Below are 20,682 nucleotides of genomic sequence, written 5' to 3'. Positions count from 1 at the left end.
TTGCGTGTTTTGACCGTTTAAACAGTTATCCCAAGACAGGAATGCCAATCGATGCCGCAGGTGGATCCAGAACTTTTTGACCGCGGCCAGTTCCAGGCCGAACTGGCATTGAAGGCAAGCCCCATTGCCGCTTTCAAAAAGGCGATCCGCCAGGCACACGAGGTGCTCGACGACCGCTTCAAAAAAGGGCGCGATATACGCCGCCTGATCGAAGATCGTGCATGGTTCGTCGATAACATCCTGCAACAGGCGTGGGATCAGTTCAGCTGGAGCGACCAGGCCGATATCGCCCTGGTCGCCGTCGGTGGCTATGGCCGTGGCGAACTGCACCCCTACTCCGATATTGATCTGCTGATCCTGCTGGACAACGCCGATCACGAAATTTTCCGCGACTCCATCGAGCGCTTCCTGACCCTGCTCTGGGACATTGGCCTGGAAGTAGGTCAGAGCGTGCGCTCGGTGGATGAATGCGCCGAACAAGCCCGGGCCGACCTGACCATCATCACCAATCTGATGGAAAGCCGCACCGTGGCTGGCCCCGAGCATTTGCGCCAGCGCATGCTGGATGTCACCAGCACCGCCCATATGTGGCCCAGCAAGGATTTTTTCCTGGCCAAGCGCGCCGAACAAAAGGCCCGCCACCACAAGTACAACGACACCGAATACAACCTGGAACCCAACGTCAAAGGCTCGCCCGGCGGCCTGCGCGATATCCAGACCATTTTGTGGGTTGCCCGCCGCCAGTACGGAACTCTGAATCTGCGCGCCCTGGCGGGCGAAGGCTTTCTGGTAGAAAGCGAGCACGCCCTGCTCGCCTCTTCCCAGGAGTTCCTGTGGAAGGTGCGCTACGCCCTGCATATGCTCGCCGGGCGCGCCGAAGACCGCCTGCTGTTCGACCACCAGCGCAGTATCGGCGAGTTGCTCGGTTTTGCCGGCGAAGACGCCAAGCAGACCATCGAAAACTTTATGCAGCAGTACTACCGGGTGGTCATGAGCATTGCCCAGCTCAGCGACCTGATCATCCAGCACTTCGAGGAGATTATCCTCGCCCCCGAAGACGAAGCGCCGCCAACGCCCTTGAACTCGCGCTTCCAGTTGCACGATGGGTATATCGAAGCCACCAGCAACAATGTCTTCAAGAGAACGCCGTTCGCCATGCTGGAAATTTTCCTGCTGATGGCCCAGCACCCAGAAATCAAGGGCGTGCGCGCCGATACCATTCGCTTGCTGCGTGAACATCGTTACTTGATTGACGACGAGTTCCGTAAAGACATCCGCAATACCAGCCTGTTTATCGAGCTGTTCAAGTGCAAGATCGGCATTCACCGCAACCTGCGCCGCATGAACCGCTACGGCATTCTCGGGCGCTACCTGCCCGAATTCGGCTTTATTGTCGGGCAGATGCAGCACGACCTGTTCCATATCTATACGGTCGATGCCCACACCCTGAATCTGATCAAGCACCTGCGCAAATTGCAGTACACGCAGGTGTCAGAGAAATTCCCGCTGGCCAGCAAACTGATGGCCAAGCTGCCCAAGCCCGAGCTGATTTATCTGGCCGGGCTGTACCACGACATCGGCAAGGGCCGCCATGGTGATCACTCCGAAATCGGCGCCGTAGACGCCGAAGCTTTCTGCATCCGTCACCAGTTGCCACAGTGGGACACGCGCCTGATCGTCTGGCTGGTGCAAAACCACCTGGTGATGTCCACCACTGCCCAGCGCAAGGACCTGTCCGATCCACAGGTGATCCATGACTTTGCCCAGAGCGTGATGGACGAAACCCACCTCGACTACCTCTATGTGCTGACCGTTGCCGACATCAACGCCACCAACCCGACGCTGTGGAACTCCTGGCGCGCCAGCCTGTTGCGCCAGCTCTATACCGAAACCAAGCGCGCCCTGCGTCGCGGCCTGGAAAACCCGGTAGACCGCGAAGAACAGATCCGCCAGACCCAAAGCGCGGCGCTGGACACCCTGGTGCGCAATGGCAACGATCAGGACGACGTGGAGCAGCTCTGGTCGCAACTGGGCGATGACTACTTCCTGCGCCACACCTCGGCTGACGTGGCCCTGCATACCGAAGCCATCTTGCAGCAACCTGCCGACGGCGGGCCGCTGGTGCTGATCAAGGAAACCACCCAGCGCGAATTCGAAGGCGGTACGCAGATCTTCATCTACGCACCCGACCAGCACGACTTCTTCGCCGTGACCGTGGCTGCCATGGACCAGCTCAATCTGAACATCCATGACGCACGCATCATCACCTCCAGCAGCCAGTTCACCCTCGACACCTATATCGTGCTCGACAATGACGGCGGCTCGATCGGCAACAACCCGGCGCGTATTGAAAAGATCCGCAAGGGCCTGACCGAAGCCCTGCGCAACCCGGACGACTACCCGACCATCATCCAGCGCCGGGTGCCGCGCCAGCTCAAGCATTTTGCCTTTGCGCCCCAGGTCACCATTCACAACGACGCCCAGCGCCCGGTCACCGTACTGGAACTCAGCGCCCCCGACCGCCCGGGCCTGCTGGCGCGGATCGGGATGATCTTCCTGGAGTTCGACCTGTCGTTGCAAAACGCCAAGATCGCCACCCTGGGCGAGCGCGTCGAAGACGTCTTTTTCATTACCGATGCCAACAACCAGCCGCTGTCCGACCCGCAGTTGTGCATTCGTTTGCAGGAAGCCATCGTCGAGCAATTGACGGTCAACCAGGACTCAACCCCAGAACCGTGGCGCCTGAGCATCTAAGCGCCGCCGAGTGAGACCCGTACCCCATGAACAACGCTTTGAACCAGCTGCAGCCCTACCCGTTCGAAAAACTGCGCGCCCTGCTTGGCAGCGTCCAGCCCAATGCCGACAAGCGCCCGATTGCGCTGTCGATTGGCGAACCGAAACACCGCTCGCCGGACTTCGTGGCCAAGGCTCTGGCCGACAACCTCGACCAGATGGCCGTGTACCCGACCACTCTGGGCATCCCGGCGCTGCGGGAAGCCATCGCCGGCTGGGCCGAGCGCCGCTTCAACGTGGCAAAAGGCTGGTTGGATCCGGCGCGCAATATTCTGCCGGTCAACGGTACCCGTGAAGCGTTGTTTGCCTTCACCCAGACCGTGGTTAACCGTGGCGAAGACGCCCTTGTAGTCAGCCCGAACCCGTTCTACCAGATCTACGAGGGTGCAGCCTTTTTGGCCGGGGCCCAGCCGCATTACCTGCCGTGCCTGGCCGAACATGGTTTCAACCCGGATTTCGACGCGGTTACGCCCGATATCTGGAAGCGCTGCCAGATCCTGTTCCTGTGTTCACCGGGCAACCCGACCGGCGCACTGATCCCGCTTGATACCCTGAAAAAGCTCATCGCCCTGGCGGATGAATACGACTTCGTGATTGCCGCAGACGAGTGCTACAGCGAGTTGTACTTCGACGAGCAAACGCCGCCGGTCGGCCTGCTTAGCGCTTGCGTGGCATTGGGCCGCGAAGATTTCAAGCGTTGCGTGGTGTTCCACAGCCTGTCCAAGCGCTCGAACCTGCCGGGCCTGCGTTCGGGTTTCGTGGCGGGCGATGCCGAGATTCTCAAGGCATTTTTGCTGTATCGCACCTACCACGGTTGCGCCATGCCGGTGCAAACCCAGCTGGCCAGCATTGCCGCCTGGAACGACGAAGCCCACGTGCGCACCAACCGTGACCTGTATCGCGAGAAGTTTGATGCGGTGCTGGAGATTCTCGCTCCGGTACTGGACGTACAGCGCCCGGATGGCGGTTTTTACCTGTGGCCAAAGGTTGAAGGCGACGATGCCGAATTCTGCCGCGACCTGTTCGCTGAAGAGCACGTAACCGTGGTGCCGGGCTCATACCTGTCGCGCGAAGTGGATGGTTTCAACCCGGGTGCGGGCCGAGTGCGCATGGCACTGGTTGCGCCACTGGCAGAGTGCGTAGAGGCCGCCGGGCGGATCCGCGATTTTATCCAGCGTCGCCGCTAACCCCCCACACACCTGTGGGAGCGGGCTTGCTCGCGATCGAATCGACTCGGTACATCCTATATACCGAGTCGCATGCATCGCGAGCGAGCCCGCTCCCACAAGTTTTGTGTCGCGCACGTGATGGGAGCCAACGCCTTACTTCACCGCCCCCAGATTCGCTTCGCTCAAGTCCAGATCCTTGAGAATCTCACCCAGCGCGTCGTCGCCGATTTCGTGATGCCGACGCAAGCTGTACAGCTCCAGTCGCTGTGCCCGCAAGGCCTTGAGACGCAAGCGGCTTTCCAGCAACTCCATCTTCGAAGCCTGCGCCTGCGCTTCCGCCGAATCATTGAAGGTCTCCAGCTGATGCCGGTACTCGGACATGATGCTGGCCTTCAACTCGGCCGCCAATGCGGCTTGTGCGGCATCCAGCGGCGTATCAGGGGCAACCACCTCTTCAGCTTCCAGCGCATGAATCGCCGCCTCGGCCGTGCGCCGCCAGGCCTCACGAACCTCTTTGCGCAAGGCGTCATCCGGGCTTTTGGGAATGCCGCGCAGCAAAATGGGCAAAGCAATACAGGCCACCACCAAAGACAGCAAAATCACCCCTGCGGCAATAAAAATAAGCTGTTCACGCCTGGGGAAATCCAGGCCTTCGCTGATCAGCAGCGGCACCGACATCACACCCGCCAGCGTCACAGCGCCGCGCACCCCGCCCAAGGTCAGCAACCAGCATGAACGCGCGGTCGGCACCAGCGTCAGCTCACCCTTGCCGCGCCAGCGGCGCAACAGGCCGGACAAGCGCCAGATACTCTGTACCCAGATAAAGCGCAATGCCAGCAACACCAGAAAGATCGCCACCACTTCCAGGCAGCGGTACAGCAAGCTCGGCCAGATCGTGGTTTCCTGGCTGACCACCGCCTTGATGATGTCCGGCAGTTGCAGGCCCAGCAGCAAGAAGATCAGGCCGTTAAAGGCAAATTCCAGCAGTGACCAGACACTGCGATTGAGCAAACGGGTACTGGTCTGACGCGGCAACAGGTCCAGCCAGCTCTGCATCATCCCCGCTGCCACCGCCGACAGAATCCCCGATACGCCCAAGCGCTCGGCAAGCACATAGGCTGCAAACGGCAGCAGCAACATAAACACCACATGGGTGGCCGGGTCGTCCCAGCCCCGCGCGATCATCCACGAACGCAAGCGCCCGACCAGCCAGCTCAAGGCCACACCGGTGGCCAGCCCGCCGCAAGCCACCAGGACAAAGGCCATGCTGGCATTGGTCAGGGAAAACACCCCGGTAATGGCAGCTGCCAAAGCGAATTTGAAAGTCACCAGGCCGGTGGCATCATTCATTAACGCCTCGCCCTGCAGCATATGCATCAAGGGCGCCGGCAAACGGTTTTGCGCAATGGCCGATACTGCCACCGCATCGGTGGGGGACAACACCGCCGCCAGGGCGAATGCCACTGGCAAGGGAATGGCAGGCAACAACCAGTGAATAAAGTAGCCCGCGCCCACCACCGTAAACAGCACAAGGCCGACAGCCAGGGTCAGAATCGGCCCACGCAGACGCCAGAACTCACGCTTGGGCATACGCCAGCCGTCCGAGAACAACAATGGCGGCAAGAACAGAAACAGGAACAACTCGGGGTTCAAGGTCACATGCAGGCCCAGCGTCGGCCAGGCCAGCACGGCACCGGCTGCAATCTGCACCAGCGGCAAAGGCAAGGGAATCAAACGCCCCAACAGGCGCGAGACCCCTACCAGCATCAGCAGGATGAGGACGGTATAGGCGGTTTGCATATCAGCAGAATTCCCGAACGATCAGTTTTAAACTAAATAAATGGCAACAATTTCCCATTGCGCTCCATAGTAGCCGTTAACCGTAAAAGCCGAGCCTGAACAAAAGTAGCAGTGCGACGACATGTCACAAGTCTCTGCCAAGCTTGCTGCCATACGCGCCCAAGGTCGCTGCGCATGGCATAATCCGCGACTGCTCATTTACAGCATCTCCAAAGGAGGGGCAATTTCCGTGACCGATTCGAACAAGACGTTGCACCTTTTCGGCATCAAGGCCTGCGATACCATGAAAAAGGCTCGCACCTGGCTCGATGAACATGCAGTGCGCTACGACTTTCATGACTACAAAAGCAGCGGCATTGACCGTGAGCACCTGACCCAATGGTGCAACGAGCACGGCTGGCAAGTGGTGCTCAACCGCGCTGGTACAACCTTTCGCAAGCTCGACGACGAACGCAAAGCCGATCTCGACCAAGCCAAAGCCATTGAACTGATGCTCGCCCAACCCTCGATGATCAAGCGCCCGGTGCTCGATCTCGGTGACAAAACCCTGATTGGCTTCAAGCCAGATCTTTATGCGGCGGCCCTTCTGTAAGCGACCGCCCATTTATTTTTGTAAGAGGTAATTGCATGTCTACTACCCTGTTCAGCGCAGCCTTCGGCGTCGGCACCCAAAACCGTCAAGGCGCATGGCTGGAAGTGTTCTACGCACAACCCCTGATCAATCCATCGGCCGAATTGATTGCAGCCGTCGCGCCGATCCTGGGCTACACCGGTGGCAATCAGGCAATCACCTTTACCACCGCACAAGCGGCACAAATGGCTGAAGCGGTTAAACCGGTCGACGCCGCACAGGCAGCCCTGCTGACCCGCCTGGCTGAAAGCCACAAGCCGCTGGTCGCCACCCTGCTGGGCGAAGACGCCACCCTGACCTCCACGCCTGAGGCCTACCTCAAGCTGCACCTGCTGTCACATCGCCTGGTCAAGCCGCACGGCCTGAACCTGGCCGGTGTGTTCCCGCTGCTGCCGAACGTGGCCTGGACCAGCCAGGGCGCCATCGACCTGAGCGAACTGGCCGAGCGTCAACTGGAAGCACGCCTGCGTGGCGATCTGCTGGAAGTGTTCTCGGTCGACAAGTTCCCGAAAATGACCGACTACGTGGTTCCGGCCGGCGTGCGTATTGCAGACGCAGCCCGTATCCGTCTGGGCGCTTACGTGGGTGAAGGCACCACCGTGATGCACGAAGGTTTCGTCAACTTCAACGCAGGCACCGAAGGCCCGGGCATGATCGAAGGCCGTGTTTCGGCTGGCGTGTTTGTTGGCAAGGGTTCGGACCTGGGCGGCGGTTGCTCGACCATGGGCACCTTGTCGGGCGGTGGCAATATCGTGATCAAGGTAGGTGAAGGCTGCCTGATCGGCGCCAACGCCGGTATCGGTATCCCGTTGGGCGACCGCAACACCGTCGAGTCCGGCCTGTACGTGACGGCGGGCACCAAAGTGGCTCTGCTGGACGAAAACAACCAGTTGGTCAAAGTAGTGAAAGCCCGTGAACTGGCGGGTCAACCTGACCTGTTGTTCCGTCGCAACTCGGTAAATGGCGCAGTGGAATGCAAAACCCACAAGTCGGCCATTGAGCTGAACGAAGCACTGCACGCTCACAACTAAGCGTTTATCTGCAACTGACGGGGCCGGTTTCCGGTCTCGTCAACAGAGCCCCAGACACCATGCTTTTGCCTTCTCCCTGGCGCGCTGACTTCCCAGCCATCGCCGCCTTGCAACGTCAGGCCCAGACCTATCTGGACAACGCTGCAACCACGCAAAAACCTCAGGCCCTGCTCGACGCACTGACGCATTACTACGCCAGTGGCGCCGCCAACGTGCACCGGGCCCAACACTTGCCAGGCGCCCACGCGACCCAGGCCTTTGAAAACACCCGCAAAAAAGTGACGCAATGGCTCAATGCTGGCGAGTGCGGGCAAATTGTTTTTACCCACGGTGCCACCTCGGCACTGAACCTTCTGGCCTATGGCCTGGAGCACCAATTCAAACCGGGCGATGAGATCGTTATCAGCGCCCTGGAGCACCACGCCAACCTGCTGCCGTGGCAACAGCTGGCCCAGCGTCAGGGCCTGGCCCTGGTGGTGTTGCCGCTGGACGGCGATGGCGTGATCGACCTCGTTGCCGCCGCACGACTGATCACTGCGCGTACCCGCCTGCTGGCCGTCAGCCAGCTGTCCAATGTGCTCGGCGTGTGGCAGCCGCTGCCTGAGCTGCTGGCGCTGGCCAAGGCACAGGGTGCGCTGACCGTGATCGATGGCGCTCAGGGAGTTGTCCACGGTCGGCATGACGTGCAGGCGCTGGGCTGCGATTTTTATGTATTTTCCAGTCACAAGCTCTACGGGCCGGACGGGCTGGGGGTTCTGTTTGGCCGTCACGACGCCCTCGCTCGTCTACGGCATTGGCAGTTTGGCGGTGAGATGGTGCAAGACGCCGACTACCAGCAGGCCACCTTCCGTCCCGCACCGCTGGGCTTTGAAGCGGGCACCCCGCCGATTGCCAGCGTGATTGCCCTGGGGGCGACCCTCAACTATCTGGCCAACCTTGATCAGGCAGCGGTTGAAGCCCACGAAGCGGCGCTGCACGCGCTGCTGGTCGAGGGTTTGCAACAGCGCCAGGGCATCCGCCTGCTGGGGGCGCCGCAGCTGGCGCTGGTCAGCTTTGTGGTTGAGGGCGTGCACAATGCCGATCTGGCGCACCTGCTGACCGAACAGGGGATTGCCGTACGCGCCGGGCATCACTGCGCCATGCCGCTGCTGAAAAGCCTGGGGCTGGCCGGTGCTATCCGCGTTTCGCTGGCGTTGTACAACGATTCCGAAGATATTGAGCACTTCTTCGAAGCGCTCGATCAGGCCCTGGAGTTGCTGCAATGACCCTGCCCACTGACGCCCAGGCTGCGCTCGACAGCTTTGCCCATTGCTCGGGCTGGGAGCAGCGCGCGCGCCTGCTGATGCAATGGGGCCAGCTCCTGCCGGAGCTGAACGAGGCCGACAAAACCGAAGCAAACCGTGTGCATGGCTGTGAAAGCCTGATGTGGCTGGTAGGTGAGCAGGTCGATGGCCATTGGCAATTTTTTGCTGCCAGCGATGCGCGATTGATTCGCGGGCTGGTGGCATTGCTGCTGGTGCGGGTGAACGGGTTGACCACCCAAGAGCTGCAGCAGGTCGATTTGCCTGGGTGGTTTGAGCAACTGGGGCTGAGCCGGCAGTTGTCGCCATCGCGCAGCAACGGGCTGAATGCCGTGCTGGTGCGGATGCGGGAATTGGCGCTCGGCTAAAAGCGGCACCCCACCCCCGGTGGAAGCGGGCTTGCTCGCGATGCAGGCGGCAAGGTCTGCAAGCAAACCGCGGGGATGCCATCGCAGGCAAGCCTGCTCCCACAGATTTTGCAGTGCTCACAAAATCCGAGCCCGCAGGGTTCGCTGTGGGAGCGGGCTTGCTCGCGATGCAGGCGGCAAGGTCTGGCAGGCAAACCGCGGGGATGCCATCGCAGGCAAGCCTGCTCCCAGAGGTTTTTCAGTGTTCACAAAATCCCAGCCTTGCAGGGTTCGCTGTGGGAGCGGGCTTGCTCGCGATGCAGGCGGCAAGGTCTGGCAGGCAAACCGCGGTGATGCCATCGCAGGCAAGCCTGCTCCCACAGGTTTTTCAGTGTTCACAAAATCCGAGCCTTGCAGGGTTCGCTGTGGGAGCGGGCTTGCTCGCGATGCAGGCGGCAAGGTCTGGCAGGCAAACCGCGGGGATGCCATCGCAGGCAAGCCTGCTCCCACAGGTTTTTCAGTGTTCACAAAATCCCAGCCTTGCAGGGTTCGCTGTGGGAGCGGGCTTGCCCGCGATTCAAGCGACGCGGTCTGTCAGGCAAACCGCGGGGATGCCATCGCAGGCAAGCCTGCTCACACAGGTTTTTCAGTGCTCACAAAATCCGAGCCTTGCAGGGCAAGCTGTGGGAGCGGGCTGACTATTGCTGTGGTGCAGGCTTTACCTTTTCCGAAGGTCGTCTTACCCCTGCCACAATCTTGTCCACCGCCTTGGTGGCTGCCACCATGCCGAAGGTCGCCGTAACCATCATCACCGCGCCAAAGCCGCCGGCGCAGTCCAGCTTCACCCCATCTCCCACGAAACTCTTCTGCAGGCAAATGCTGCCGTCCGGCTTGGGATAGCGCAGCTGCTCGGTGGAAAACACGCATGGCACGCTGTAATGCCGGGTCATGGTGCGGGAAAACCCATAATCACGGCGCAACGTGGAACGCACCTTCGAGGCCAGCGGGTCGTTGAATGTGCGGTTCAGATCACAAACCTGAATCAGCGTCGGGTCAATCTGCCCGCCCGCACCACCAGTAGTAATGATCTGGATCTTGCGCCGCTTGCACCAGGCAATCAGCGCCGCCTTGGCATTCACGCTGTCGATGCAGTCGATCACGCAATCAATATTCGGGGTGATGTACTCGGCCATGGTTTCGCGGGTGACGAAATCCGCCACTTCGTGAACCACACAGTCCGGGTTGATCTGGCGCAGACGCTCGGCCATCACTTCGACCTTGTCCCGACCAATGGTCGTGCTCAAGGCGTGCAACTGGCGGTTGCTGTTGCTGACGCAAACGTCATCCAGGTCAAACAGCGAAATTTCGCCAACACCGCAGCGTGCGATCGCTTCCGCCGCCCACGACCCGACACCGCCCACACCGACGATCGCCACATGCGCCGCCTTCAGTCGTTCAAGGCCTTCCAGCCCGTATAACCGGGCTACACCGGCAAAACGTGGATCTTCTGTACTCATCACCAACACCCCAAAAACCGGCGCGCATTATAGGGGGCTTACATTGCATTGAGTATCTTTCCTACAGGCTAGGCGACCAAGCCTGCTTTAATAGCTTACCTAGCATGAAGATAAGAGCTACAAGTAATAAAGAAAGAACTTAAGTCAGCTGCTACTGCCAAATGCCAGACCCAATACCGTCAGCTATACGATGGGTCCTAGCTCAGTGTAGGATGCGCGCCGCTTGGCACCTGCCGACCGACCTTCGTTCCACTCCCTTTGGAACCCGAAATAGTTATGTCATCGCGTAAATTTGGACTCAATCTGGTGGTGGTATTAGCCATCGCCGCCCTGTTCACAGGCTTCTGGGCGCTGATCAATCGCCCGGTCTCGGCGCCCAACTGGCCCGAGCAGATCTCCGGCTTCTCGTACTCGCCGTTCCAGCAAGGCCAGTACCCGCAGAAAGACCAGTACCCAACCGACGACGAAATGCGTCGCGACCTGGAGATCATCAGCAAGCTGACCGACAACATCCGTACCTACTCGGTCGACGGCACCCTGGGTGATATTCCCACGCTGGCGGAAGAATTCGGTTTGCGCGTGACCATCGGTATCTGGATCAGCCCGGACCTGGAGCGCAACGAGCGCGAAATCCAGAAAGCCATCGAACTGGCCAACAACTCGCGCAGCGTGGTGCGGGTTGTGGTGGGTAACGAAGCCCTGTTCCGCGAAGAAATCACTCCCGAAGACCTGATCGTGCTGCTGGATCGGGTTCGCGCCGCGGTCAAGGTACCGGTCACCACGTCCGAGCAATGGCACATCTGGGAGAAATACCCACAACTGGCCAAGCACGTTGACCTGATTGCCGCGCACATCCTGCCGTACTGGGAATTTATCCCGGTGGACAAGGCCGGTGAGTTCGTTCTGGACCGTGCCCGCGACCTGAAAAAAATGTTCCCGAAAAAGCCCCTGCTGCTTTCCGAGGTGGGCTGGCCGAGCAATGGCCGCATGCGCGGTGGCGCCGATGCCACCCCGGCTGATCAGGCGATTTACCTGCGTACGCTGGTCAATACCCTCAACCGTCGCGGCTACAACTACTTTGTGATCGAAGCCTTCGACCAGCCGTGGAAGGCCAGCGATGAAGGTTCGGTGGGCGCCTACTGGGGCGTGTACAACGCTGCCCGCCAGCAAAAATTCAACTTTGAAGGCCCGGTGGTCGCGATCCCGCAATGGCGCGTACTGGCCATCGGCTCGGTGGTGATGGGCTTGCTGTCGCTGGCGCTGCTGCTGATCGACGGCTCGGCCTTGCGCCAGCGTGGGCGTACATTCCTGACCTTTACCGCGTTCCTCTGTGGCTCGGTACTGGTGTGGATCGCTTACGACTACAGCCAGCAATACAGCACCTGGTTCAGCCTGACCGTGGGCTTTTTGCTCGGTCTGGGTGCGCTCGGGGTGTTTATCGTGCTGCTCACCGAGGCCCACGAACTGGCCGAAGCGGTATGGGTTCGCAAACGGCGACGGGAATTTTTACCGGTCGAGGCCGATAACGCCTACCGTCCGAAAGTCTCGATCCATGTGCCGTGCTACAACGAGCCGCCGGAGATGGTCAAACAGACCCTCGATGCCCTGGCCAACCTCGACTACCCCGACTTTGAAGTGTTGATCATCGACAACAACACCAAGGACCCGGCCGTCTGGGAGCCCGTGCGCGACTACTGCGCCAGCCTCGGCCCGCGCTTCAAGTTCTTCCACGTCGCGCCCCTGGCCGGTTTCAAGGGCGGCGCGCTGAACTACCTGATCCCGCACACCGCGCCGGATGCCGAAGTGATTGCGGTGATCGACTCCGATTACTGCGTGGATCGCAACTGGCTCAAGCATATGGTGCCGCACTTTGCAGACCCGAAAATCGCCATCGTGCAATCGCCCCAGGACTACCGCGACCAGAACGAAAGCAAATTCAAGAAGCTCTGCTACTCGGAATACAAGGGCTTCTTCCATATCGGTATGGTTACCCGCAACGACCGCGACGCGATCATCCAGCATGGCACCATGACCATGACCCGACGCTCCGTGCTCGAAGAGCTTGGCTGGGCCGACTGGTGTATCTGTGAGGACGCCGAGCTGGGCCTGCGCGTGTTTGAAAAAGGCTATTCCGCAGCCTATTCCCACAATAGCTACGGCAAGGGCCTGATGCCCGATACCTTTATTGACTTCAAGAAACAGCGATTCCGCTGGGCCTATGGTGCGATTCAGATTATCAAGCGTCACTCTTCAAGCCTGCTGCGCGGCAAGGACACGGAACTGACCCGTGGCCAGCGTTATCACTTCCTCGCGGGCTGGCTGCCGTGGGTGGCCGATGGCATGAATATCTTCTTCACCGTGGGCGCCCTGTTGTGGTCGGCGGCGATGATTATCGTGCCGACGCGGGTCGATCCGCCGCTGCTGATTTTCGCCATCCCGCCACTGGCGCTATTTGTGTTCAAGGTGGGCAAGATCATCTTCCTGTACCGCCGTGCAATGGGGGTCAACCTCAAGGACGCATTCGCGGCGGCTCTGGCCGGGCTGGCGTTGTCCCACACCATCGCTAAAGCGGTGCTGTACGGATTTTTCACCACCAGCATTCCGTTTTTCCGTACGCCTAAAAACGCCGATAACCACGGCTTTTGGGTCGCTCTCTCGGAAGCCCGCGAAGAGGTGTTTATCATGTTGCTGCTCTGGGGCGCGGCACTGGGGATCTTCTTCGTACAAGGCCTGCCGAGCAACGACATGCGTTTCTGGGTGGTGATGCTGCTGGTGCAATCGTTGCCGTATCTGGCGGCGCTGATCATGGCCTTTATGTCTTCGCTGCCCAAACCGGTCGAAGAAGCACAAGAGCAACCGGCTGCATAAATTGACTGCAACCACTAAACGGCGGCCTCTGGCCGCCGTTTTGCTTTAAGATATCCGCCCTTTTGTGCCTTGTGTCCCGCTTCGGAGTCCCTACCATGACGGCCCACGCCGACCTTTCGCCGACCCTGCAACTCGCCTGCGATCTGATCCGTCGCCCTTCCGTGACGCCGATCGACGCCGATTGCCAGAAGCTGATGATGCAGCGCCTGGGCGATGCCGGCTTTATGCTTGAGCCGATGCGCATCGAAGACGTCGACAACTTCTGGGCCACCCACGGTAAACACGATGGCCCGGTACTGTGCTTCGCCGGCCACACTGACGTGGTGCCGACCGGCCCGGTGCAGGCCTGGCAGAACGACCCGTTCGATGCGCTGATCGATGAGCACGGCATGCTCTGCGGCCGTGGCGCGGCCGATATGAAAGGCAGCCTGGCCGCCATGCTGGTAGCCGCCGAGCGCTTTGTCGCTGATTACCCGGACCACAAGGGCAAGGTCGCGTTTCTGATCACCAGTGACGAAGAAGGCCCGGCCCATCACGGCACCAAGGCCGTGATCGAGCGTTTTGCCGCACGCAACGAGCGCCTCGACTGGTGCATCGTAGGCGAGCCGTCGAGCACCTCACTGGTGGGTGATGTGGTCAAGAACGGCCGTCGCGGCTCCCTGGGCGCCAAGCTCACCGTTCGCGGCGTGCAGGGCCATGTGGCCTATCCGCACCTGGCAAAAAATCCGATTCATCTGGCCGTACCGGCGCTGACTGAACTGGCCACCGAGCATTGGGACAACGGCAATGCCTTTTTCCCGCCGACCAGCTTCCAGATTTCCAACCTCAATTCCGGTACTGGCGCGACCAACGTGATCCCCGGTGATCTGGTGGCGGTGTTCAACTTCCGTTTCTCCACCGAATCCACTGTTGAAGGCCTGCAAAAGCGCGTGGCGGACATTCTCGACAAGCACGGCCTGGACTGGCATATCGACTGGGCACTGTCTGGCCTGCCGTTTCTGACCGAGCCGGGTGCCCTGCTGGATGCCGTATCGTCGAGCATCAAGCAGGTAACTGGACGCGAAACCAAGGCTTCCACCAGCGGCGGCACGTCCGACGGGCGCTTTATCGCCACCCTGGGCACGCAAGTGGTGGAACTGGGCCCGGTCAACGCGACCATCCACCAGGTCAATGAACGGGTTCTGGCCAGCGATCTTGATGTGCTGACCGAAATCTATTACCAGACCCTGATCAAGTTGCTCGCCTGATGCTCGCCTGCCCGATCTGCTCCGAGCCGCTCAATGCGCTGGACAATGGTGTGGTGTGCCCGGCCGGCCATCGCTTTGACCGTGCCCGCCAGGGCTACCTGAACCTGCTGCCGGTGCAACACAAGAACAGCCGTGACCCTGGCGACAACCAGGCCATGGTTGAAGCCCGCCGCGATTTTCTTAACGCCGGGCATTACGCCCCTGTGGCCAAGCGTCTGGCCGAACTGGCCGCCGAGCGCGCACCGCAACGCTGGCTGGACATCGGCTGTGGCGAGGGTTACTACACCGCGCAAATCGCCGACGCGCTGCCCAACGCCGATGGCTACGCGCTGGATATCTCCCGCGAAGCGGTCAAGCGCGCCTGTAAACGCAGCCCGCAACTGACCTGGTTGATCGCCAGCATGGCCCGCGTACCACTGGCAGACGCCAGCTGCCAGTTCCTGACCAGCGTGTTCAGCCCGCTGGACTGGCTCGAAGCCAAGCGCCTGCTCACCCCCGGTGGCGGTCTGATGCGTGTAGGCCCGACCCGCGGGCATTTGATGGAATTGCGCGAACGCCTGTACGACGAAGTACGTGACTATGCCGACGACAAGCACTTGGCACTGGTGCCTGAAGGCATGCAGCTGCAACACAGCGAAACACTGGAGTTCACCCTCAGCCTGAGCGAACCCCAGGACCGTGCCAACCTGCTGGCCATGACCCCCCATGGCTGGCGTGCCAGTGCCGAGCGTCGGGCCCAGGTCATCGAGCACCCCGAGCCTTTAGTGGTGACCGTGTCGATGCGCTACGATTACTTCGTACTTCAATAACCCACTTTACGGCCAAGGGCACATGCCCTTGGCCCGACTAATCCGCGAATGGATTTTTCAGACACGCAGTGAGGACATCCATGCGCCAACCCGATATCGAGATTTACCTGAAAGAAGCGATCACTTACAAAGACGTCGAAGCCTGGCTGGCCGAAGTGCTGGGGCCGTGCACCGAGTGGAAAAAGAAAGGCGAAACTTGGAAGTGCATGGCCGGCAACGTACCCGTGACCTGGATGCCAAAGGCCGTGGGCAAATGGAACAGCCTGTACCTGGACAGTGACCAGACACCGTGGGAAGACGACATTGCCTGCGCCAAGGCGGCTTTTGCGGCACTGAACATCGAAGTGCGTTGCGCACCGGGTAGCTGGGTCGAAGAGCAGGGTGAGGCGGATGCCGACCGCTGGATCCGCATCAGCGAAGACGGCCAGGAAGAAATCACCTGGAAAACCGGTTCCTGAGTTGCCCCCCTTTGTGGGAATGGGCTTGCTCGCGATTGCATCAACCCGGTTTGCCTGAAGCACCGCGGCGCCCGAATCGCGAGCAAGCCCGCTCCCACAGGGAAGGGAGGCAATGAGTGCGCTACAACCCCACGACATCCTCGGCCTGCAGGCCCTTGGCGCCTGTGACCTGGGTGTATTCGACCTGCTGGCCTTCAGCCAGGCTGCGATGGCCTTCACCGCGAATGGCGCGGTAATGCACAAACACATCAGCCCCGTTTTCACACTGAATAAAGCCGTAGCCCTTGGCATCGTTGAACCACTTAACATTGCCCGTTACACGTGTAGTCATGGAACCTTCCCCCCTTTTTATTATTGATCGGGCTCGTTATATGGCCCTGTGAGAACTATTGTTTGAACCTGACTCTTGAACATTTTGTCTTACGCAGCATCGCGAAAGACCCTCGAGTATAAGTCAGGTAAAAAAACACTCAATCAATATTACTTCGCCGCTTTTTTGCCGATTTTCAGGAGATACGGCACACTAGCCGACGATTTTTTAATCCACCAACGCAGAAGCCGTATGACCCCCTCCCCATTTCGTCGCCTTGTATTTGGCGCCCTGCGTCGCTTGCTGTACCTGTGGGTGCGCTCGGAGACGATCAATCAGTCGTCCCTCACCCTGAACCTGGATCGCAGCCGACCGGTGTTCTATGTATTGCAGTCGCCCTCGCTGACCGAACTGGCCGTGGTCGACGCCGAATGCTCGAAGGCCGGTCTGCCGCGCCCGGTGCTGCCGGTTGCCGTGGGCGAGATGGTCGAGCCTGCCGCCTTCTTCTACCTGACCCCCGAGCCGGACTGGCTGGGCCGTCAGGACAAGCGCGGTGCGCCGCCGGTACTGACCCGGCTGGTCGACGGCCTGACCCGGCACCCGGGCGAGGATGCGCAAATCATTCCGGTCAGCGTGTTCTGGGGCCAGTCCCCCGACAGCGAATCCAGCCCCTGGAAGCTGCTGTTTGCCGACAGCTGGGCCGTGACCGGGCGCTTGCGCCGTATGCTGCGGATCCTGATTCTGGGTCGCAAAACCCGCGTGCAGTTCTCCGCCCCTATCCATATGCGAGAGCTGGTCGATCTCAACAAGGGCCACGAACGCACCGTGCGCATGGCCCAGCGCATTTTGCGCGTGCACTTTCGCAACCTGAAAATCTCCACCATCGGCCCCGACCTGTCGCACCGGCGCACGCTGGTCAAGGGTCTGGTCAACGAGCCTTCCGTGCGTCAGGCGATCCTCGATGAAGCCGAGCGCGAGAATATTTCACCGGACAAGGCCCGTGCCCTGGCGCTGCGCTACGCCAATGAAATCGCCTCGGACTACACCTATACCGCAATCCGCTTTTTTGAAGTGCTGCTGAGTTGGTTCTGGAACAAGATCTACGACGGGGTCAAGGTCAACCAGATCGAGAGCGTGCAGAAGGTCGCCCAAGGTCACGAAATCATTTACGTACCGTGCCACCGCAGCCATATCGATTACCTGTTGCTGTCCTATCTGCTGTTCCGTAACGGCCTGACCCCGCCGCACATTGCTGCCGGTATCAACCTCAACATGCCAGTACTGGGCCCGCTGCTACGGCGTGGCGGGGCGTTTTTCATGCGCCGCACCTTCAAGGGCAACCCGCTGTACACCTCGGTGTTCAACGAATATATGCACACCCTGTTCACCAAGGGATTCCCGGTGGAGTACTTCGTCGAAGGCGGCCGTTCGCGCACCGGGCGCATGCTGCAACCGAAAACCGGGATGCTGGCCATCACCGTGCGCAGCTTCTTGCGCTCATCGCGCACGCCGATCGTGTTTGTACCGGTCTACATCGGCTACGAGCGCGTACTCGAAGGCCGTACCTACCTGGGCGAGTTACGCGGTGCGAGCAAGAAAAAAGAATCGATTTTCGATATTTTCAAAGTGATCGGCGCCCTTAAAAAGCAGAAGTTCGGTCAGGTCGCGGTCAACTTCGGCGAGCCGATCAAACTGGCCGAATTTCTTGAGCAGGAGCAGCCGGGCTGGCGCCAGCAGGAGCTTGCACCGTCCTACCGCCCTGAATGGCTGAGCCAGACCACCAACCGTCTGGGCGATAAAGTTGCCCGCCATCTGAATGAAGCTGCAGCCATCAACCCGGTAAACCTGGTGGCGCTGGCCTTGCTGTCCACTACCCGCCTGGCCCTGGACGAAAAAGCCATGGCCCGGGTGCTGGATCTGTATCTGGCCCTGCTGCGCCGTGTGCCTTACTCGCCATACACCACCTTGCCCGAAGGCGACGGCCCGGCACTGATCAAGCATGTCAAGGACATGAACCTGCTGGCCGAGCAAAGCGATGCGCTGGGCAAGATCCTCTATCTGGATGAGCAAAACGCGGTTCTGATGACCTATTACCGCAACAACGTGATGCATATCTTTGCCTTGCCGTCGTTGCTGGCCAGCTTCTTCCAGAGCACGTCGCGCATGAGCCGCGAACAGATCCTGCGCTACACCCATGCGCTGTATCCATACCTGCAATCGGAGCTGTTTATCCGCTGGTCTGAGGAAGAGCTCGACGGCGTGGTTGACCAATGGCTGGAAGCCTTTGTCGAGCAAGGTTTGTTACGCTTCGAAAAAGGCGTGTACCTGCGCCCTGCGCCAAGTTCGAGACACTTTGTATTGCTGACACTGCTGTCCAAAAGCATTGCGCAAACCCTGCAACGCTTCTATATGGCCATCTCCTTGCTGCTTAACAGCGGCCAGAACACCCTGAGCGCCGAGGAATTGGAAGACCTGTGCACCATGATGGCCCAGCGCCTGTCGATCCTGCATGGGCTCAACGCCCCGGAATTCTTCGACAAGAGCCTGTTCCGTCACTTTATCCAGACCTTGCTCGAAGAAGACGTACTGCGCCGCGACGCCAATGGCAAGCTGAGCTACCACGAACTGCTCGGTGAATTGGCCGAGGGAGCAGCCAAACGCGTGCTGCCTGCGGAAATTCGCCTGTCAATTCGTCAAGTGGCGCTGCATCGCAGTGAAGATGCAGCCGATACGACCGAGGTCGTCGGATAAACCTGCAAAGTACTGGCGAAACCTCTCGATCAATTTCAGCCCTTCCATCTGCAACTAGCCTTGAATGTGTGCCGAACTTTTCGGCACACATTCAACGCAAGTCAATCGATAAGGAAGTCTGAAAATGATCCAAGACAACGAAACAACCAACAATCCTGGCACTCCCTGGCAAGTCAAACAGGCCGATGACAGCACTCACGGCGGCAACAACGCCAAGCAGCCCATCGACAACGCCACTCACCCTGAATGCAATGCCACCCCTTGGCAGGTCAGTACTCCTGACGGTGGTATTGCCGGTGGCAACGGCATCAAACCGGAGTGTGCCGACAATCCGACCCTGGTTCTCGATAGCTCGACTATCGCCCCTCAAGACGTGACTTCTGACTGAATAACGCGCTGAAACAGAGGAGGTTATCTGATACAGGATTACCGCTTCACGGGGAACTTCATTGCTAGAATCCTTTCCACTCTCCAGTGTGAAATGTCTCACCCAGGAAATAAAACGGAGTTTACCCCCATGAAAAAGGTCCTCTTACTGAGCCTGACCGCCCTGCTTGGAGCCTGTAGCTCGATGACCTCCACCCCGCAAGCGTCCCTCGACGGTGAAGTGTTTTACCTGCAACGTATCGCCCTGCCGCCTACCGCTACACTGGAAGTAAGCTTGCAAGACGTTTCCCTGGCCGACGCTCCAGCGGTGACCCTTGCCAAGCAAAGCGGCCCGATCAAGGGCCAGGTGCCGCTGCCGTTTCACCTGACCTATGACCCGGCGCAGGTCAAGCCCGGCCATACCTACGCGGTGAGTGCGCGGATCGAAGAGAACGGCCAGCTGCTGTTTATCAGCACTGAGCGCAACAGCGTCGATCTGAATGCAAAAACCCAGCAACCGATCCGCCTGCGTGTGGATCAGGTTCGCTAATCAAGGAGTTACCCCATGCTGCGTCCTTCTCTACGCTTCGCAGGCCTGTGCGCAGGCCTGCTGATTTCGGCCAATGCCCTGGCGGTATCGCTGAGCGACCTGTCGCAAGGCGACGCTACGGGCGGCCTTAAAGACGCCCTGACCCAAGGTGCGCAAATTGCCGTCAAGCAACTGGGCACCCCGGGTGGTTTCAGCAACAACCCCGAGGTCAAGATCGAGTTGCCGGGCAACCTGGGCAAAGTCGCGAAAAAGATGAAGCAATTCGGCATGGGCACCCAGGTCGACCAGCTTGAAACCAGCATGAACAAAGCCGCAGAAGCGGCCGTGCCACAGGCCCAGGCCTTGCTGGTCGATGCGGTGAAAAAAATGACCGTGGCGGATGCCAAGGGCATCTTGAGCGGTGGTCAGGATTCGGCCACCCAATACCTGGACAAAAGCAGCCGCGCACAGATCCGCGCCAAGTTCCTGCCAATCGTCAAGGCGTCGACAGACAAGGTAGGCCTGGCCCAGCAGTACAACGCATTCGCCGGGCAAGCGGCCAGCTTTGGTGTGGTGGACGCCAAAAGCGCCAATATCGAGAGTTATGTCACTGAAAAGGCGCTCGATGGCCTGTTCGAAATGATCGGCAAACAGGAAGAAACCATCCGCCAGAACCCGGCGGCAGCAGCGACCAGTTTGGCCAAGAAGGTGTTTGGGGCGCTTTAAGAGCAACCCTCACTAGCCCTCTCCCGCAG

General features: G+C 59.8%; 17 protein-coding genes. 14 read left to right on the top strand and 3 right to left on the bottom strand.

Annotated elements, in window-relative coordinates; translation table 11 throughout:
- Positions 1-51 precede the first annotated feature (51 nt).
- Both ACZRMH_RS06760 and dapC read left to right on the top strand, forming a co-directional pair.
- Entirely contained in the window at positions 52-2,754 is a 2,703-nt protein-coding gene (locus tag ACZRMH_RS06760; protein WP_464012751.1) for a [protein-PII] uridylyltransferase, read from the top strand.
- 26 nt (positions 2,755-2,780) lie between these two features.
- Positions 2,781-3,980 carry a succinyldiaminopimelate transaminase gene (dapC, locus tag ACZRMH_RS06755; protein ID WP_464012750.1) on the top strand — a complete coding sequence of 400 codons (1,200 nt, stop codon included), beginning with the start codon at positions 2,781-2,783 and terminating at the stop codon, positions 3,978-3,980.
- Between the two features lie 135 nt (positions 3,981-4,115).
- On the opposite strand, the gene ACZRMH_RS06750 is transcribed toward dapC, so the two are convergent.
- Entirely contained in the window at positions 4,116-5,762 is a 1,647-nt protein-coding gene (locus ACZRMH_RS06750) for a Na+/H+ antiporter (RefSeq protein WP_464012749.1), read from the bottom strand.
- A 229-nt stretch (positions 5,763-5,991) separates the two neighbouring features.
- Here ACZRMH_RS06750 and ACZRMH_RS06745 point away from each other — a divergent pair, with 229 nt between their 5' ends.
- From ACZRMH_RS06745 to ACZRMH_RS06730, 4 genes are read left to right on the top strand one after another with little or no spacing between them, the layout of a single operon-like run.
- On the top strand, positions 5,992-6,354 hold the full coding sequence (locus ACZRMH_RS06745; protein WP_464012748.1) for an ArsC family reductase: 363 nt from the start codon (positions 5,992-5,994) through the stop codon (positions 6,352-6,354).
- Between the two features lie 35 nt (positions 6,355-6,389).
- Positions 6,390-7,424 (top strand): 2,3,4,5-tetrahydropyridine-2,6-dicarboxylate N-succinyltransferase, encoded by a 1,035-nt coding sequence (dapD, locus tag ACZRMH_RS06740; protein ID WP_464012747.1) that lies wholly within the window; start codon positions 6,390-6,392, stop codon positions 7,422-7,424.
- Positions 7,425-7,483: 59 nt separating this feature from the next.
- On the top strand, positions 7,484-8,689 hold the full coding sequence (locus ACZRMH_RS06735; protein WP_464012746.1) for an aminotransferase class V-fold PLP-dependent enzyme: 1,206 nt from the start codon (positions 7,484-7,486) through the stop codon (positions 8,687-8,689).
- On the top strand, positions 8,686-9,093 hold the full coding sequence (locus tag ACZRMH_RS06730; protein ID WP_464012745.1) for a SufE family protein: 408 nt from the start codon (positions 8,686-8,688) through the stop codon (positions 9,091-9,093). Before ACZRMH_RS06735 ends, ACZRMH_RS06730 begins: the two co-directional genes overlap by 4 nt.
- Positions 9,094-9,770: 677 nt before the next feature.
- Here ACZRMH_RS06730 and tcdA read toward each other — a convergent pair.
- Complete coding sequence (gene tcdA / locus ACZRMH_RS06725) at positions 9,771-10,589, bottom strand: tRNA cyclic N6-threonylcarbamoyladenosine(37) synthase TcdA (protein WP_464012744.1); 819 nt, start codon at positions 10,587-10,589, stop codon at positions 9,771-9,773.
- A 276-nt stretch (positions 10,590-10,865) separates the two neighbouring features.
- Here tcdA and ACZRMH_RS06720 point away from each other — a divergent pair, with 276 nt between their 5' ends.
- The 4 genes from ACZRMH_RS06720 (at position 10,866) to ACZRMH_RS06705 (ending at position 15,971) form a co-directional block, all read left to right on the top strand.
- Positions 10,866-13,457 carry a glycosyltransferase gene (locus ACZRMH_RS06720; protein WP_464012743.1) on the top strand — a complete coding sequence of 864 codons (2,592 nt, stop codon included), beginning with the start codon at positions 10,866-10,868 and terminating at the stop codon, positions 13,455-13,457.
- 95 nt (positions 13,458-13,552) lie between these two features.
- The gene (dapE, locus tag ACZRMH_RS06715; protein WP_464012742.1) at positions 13,553-14,704 is read left to right on the top strand and encodes a succinyl-diaminopimelate desuccinylase; all 1,152 of its coding nucleotides are present in this window, start codon (positions 13,553-13,555) and stop codon (positions 14,702-14,704) included.
- The gene (locus ACZRMH_RS06710) at positions 14,704-15,513 is read left to right on the top strand and encodes a putative RNA methyltransferase (RefSeq protein ID WP_464012741.1); all 810 of its coding nucleotides are present in this window, start codon (positions 14,704-14,706) and stop codon (positions 15,511-15,513) included. The genes dapE and ACZRMH_RS06710 overlap by 1 nt, the downstream gene beginning before the upstream one ends.
- 80 nt (positions 15,514-15,593) lie before the next feature.
- Positions 15,594-15,971: a hypothetical protein gene (locus ACZRMH_RS06705; RefSeq protein ID WP_464012740.1), complete on the top strand. Its 378-nt coding sequence runs from the start codon at positions 15,594-15,596 to the stop codon at positions 15,969-15,971.
- Between the two features lie 121 nt (positions 15,972-16,092).
- Here ACZRMH_RS06705 and ACZRMH_RS06700 read toward each other — a convergent pair whose 3' ends face one another.
- Positions 16,093-16,302, bottom strand: a complete 210-nt coding sequence (locus tag ACZRMH_RS06700) for a cold-shock protein (RefSeq protein ID WP_016781967.1) — start codon at positions 16,300-16,302, stop codon at positions 16,093-16,095.
- Positions 16,303-16,533: 231 nt separating this feature from the next.
- Between ACZRMH_RS06700 and plsB the strand changes: the two genes are divergently transcribed.
- From plsB to ACZRMH_RS06680, 4 genes are all read left to right on the top strand, one after another.
- Complete coding sequence (gene plsB, locus ACZRMH_RS06695) at positions 16,534-19,032, top strand: glycerol-3-phosphate 1-O-acyltransferase PlsB (RefSeq protein WP_464012739.1); 2,499 nt, start codon at positions 16,534-16,536, stop codon at positions 19,030-19,032.
- 124 nt (positions 19,033-19,156) lie between these two features.
- Positions 19,157-19,420, top strand: a complete 264-nt coding sequence (locus tag ACZRMH_RS06690) for a hypothetical protein (RefSeq protein ID WP_464012738.1) — start codon at positions 19,157-19,159, stop codon at positions 19,418-19,420.
- A gap of 129 nt (positions 19,421-19,549) precedes the next feature.
- Positions 19,550-19,948, top strand: a complete 399-nt coding sequence (locus tag ACZRMH_RS06685; protein WP_464012737.1) for a YbaY family lipoprotein — start codon at positions 19,550-19,552, stop codon at positions 19,946-19,948.
- Positions 19,949-19,963: 15 nt separating this feature from the next.
- Positions 19,964-20,653, top strand: a complete 690-nt coding sequence (locus tag ACZRMH_RS06680; RefSeq protein ID WP_464012736.1) for a DUF4197 domain-containing protein — start codon at positions 19,964-19,966, stop codon at positions 20,651-20,653.
- Positions 20,654-20,682 lie beyond the last annotated feature (29 nt).

This window comes from Pseudomonas sp. B414 (genome assembly GCF_055408445.1).
The sequence above is the reverse complement of the archived record's forward strand: the minus strand, read 5'-3'. Positions and strand labels throughout refer to the sequence as shown.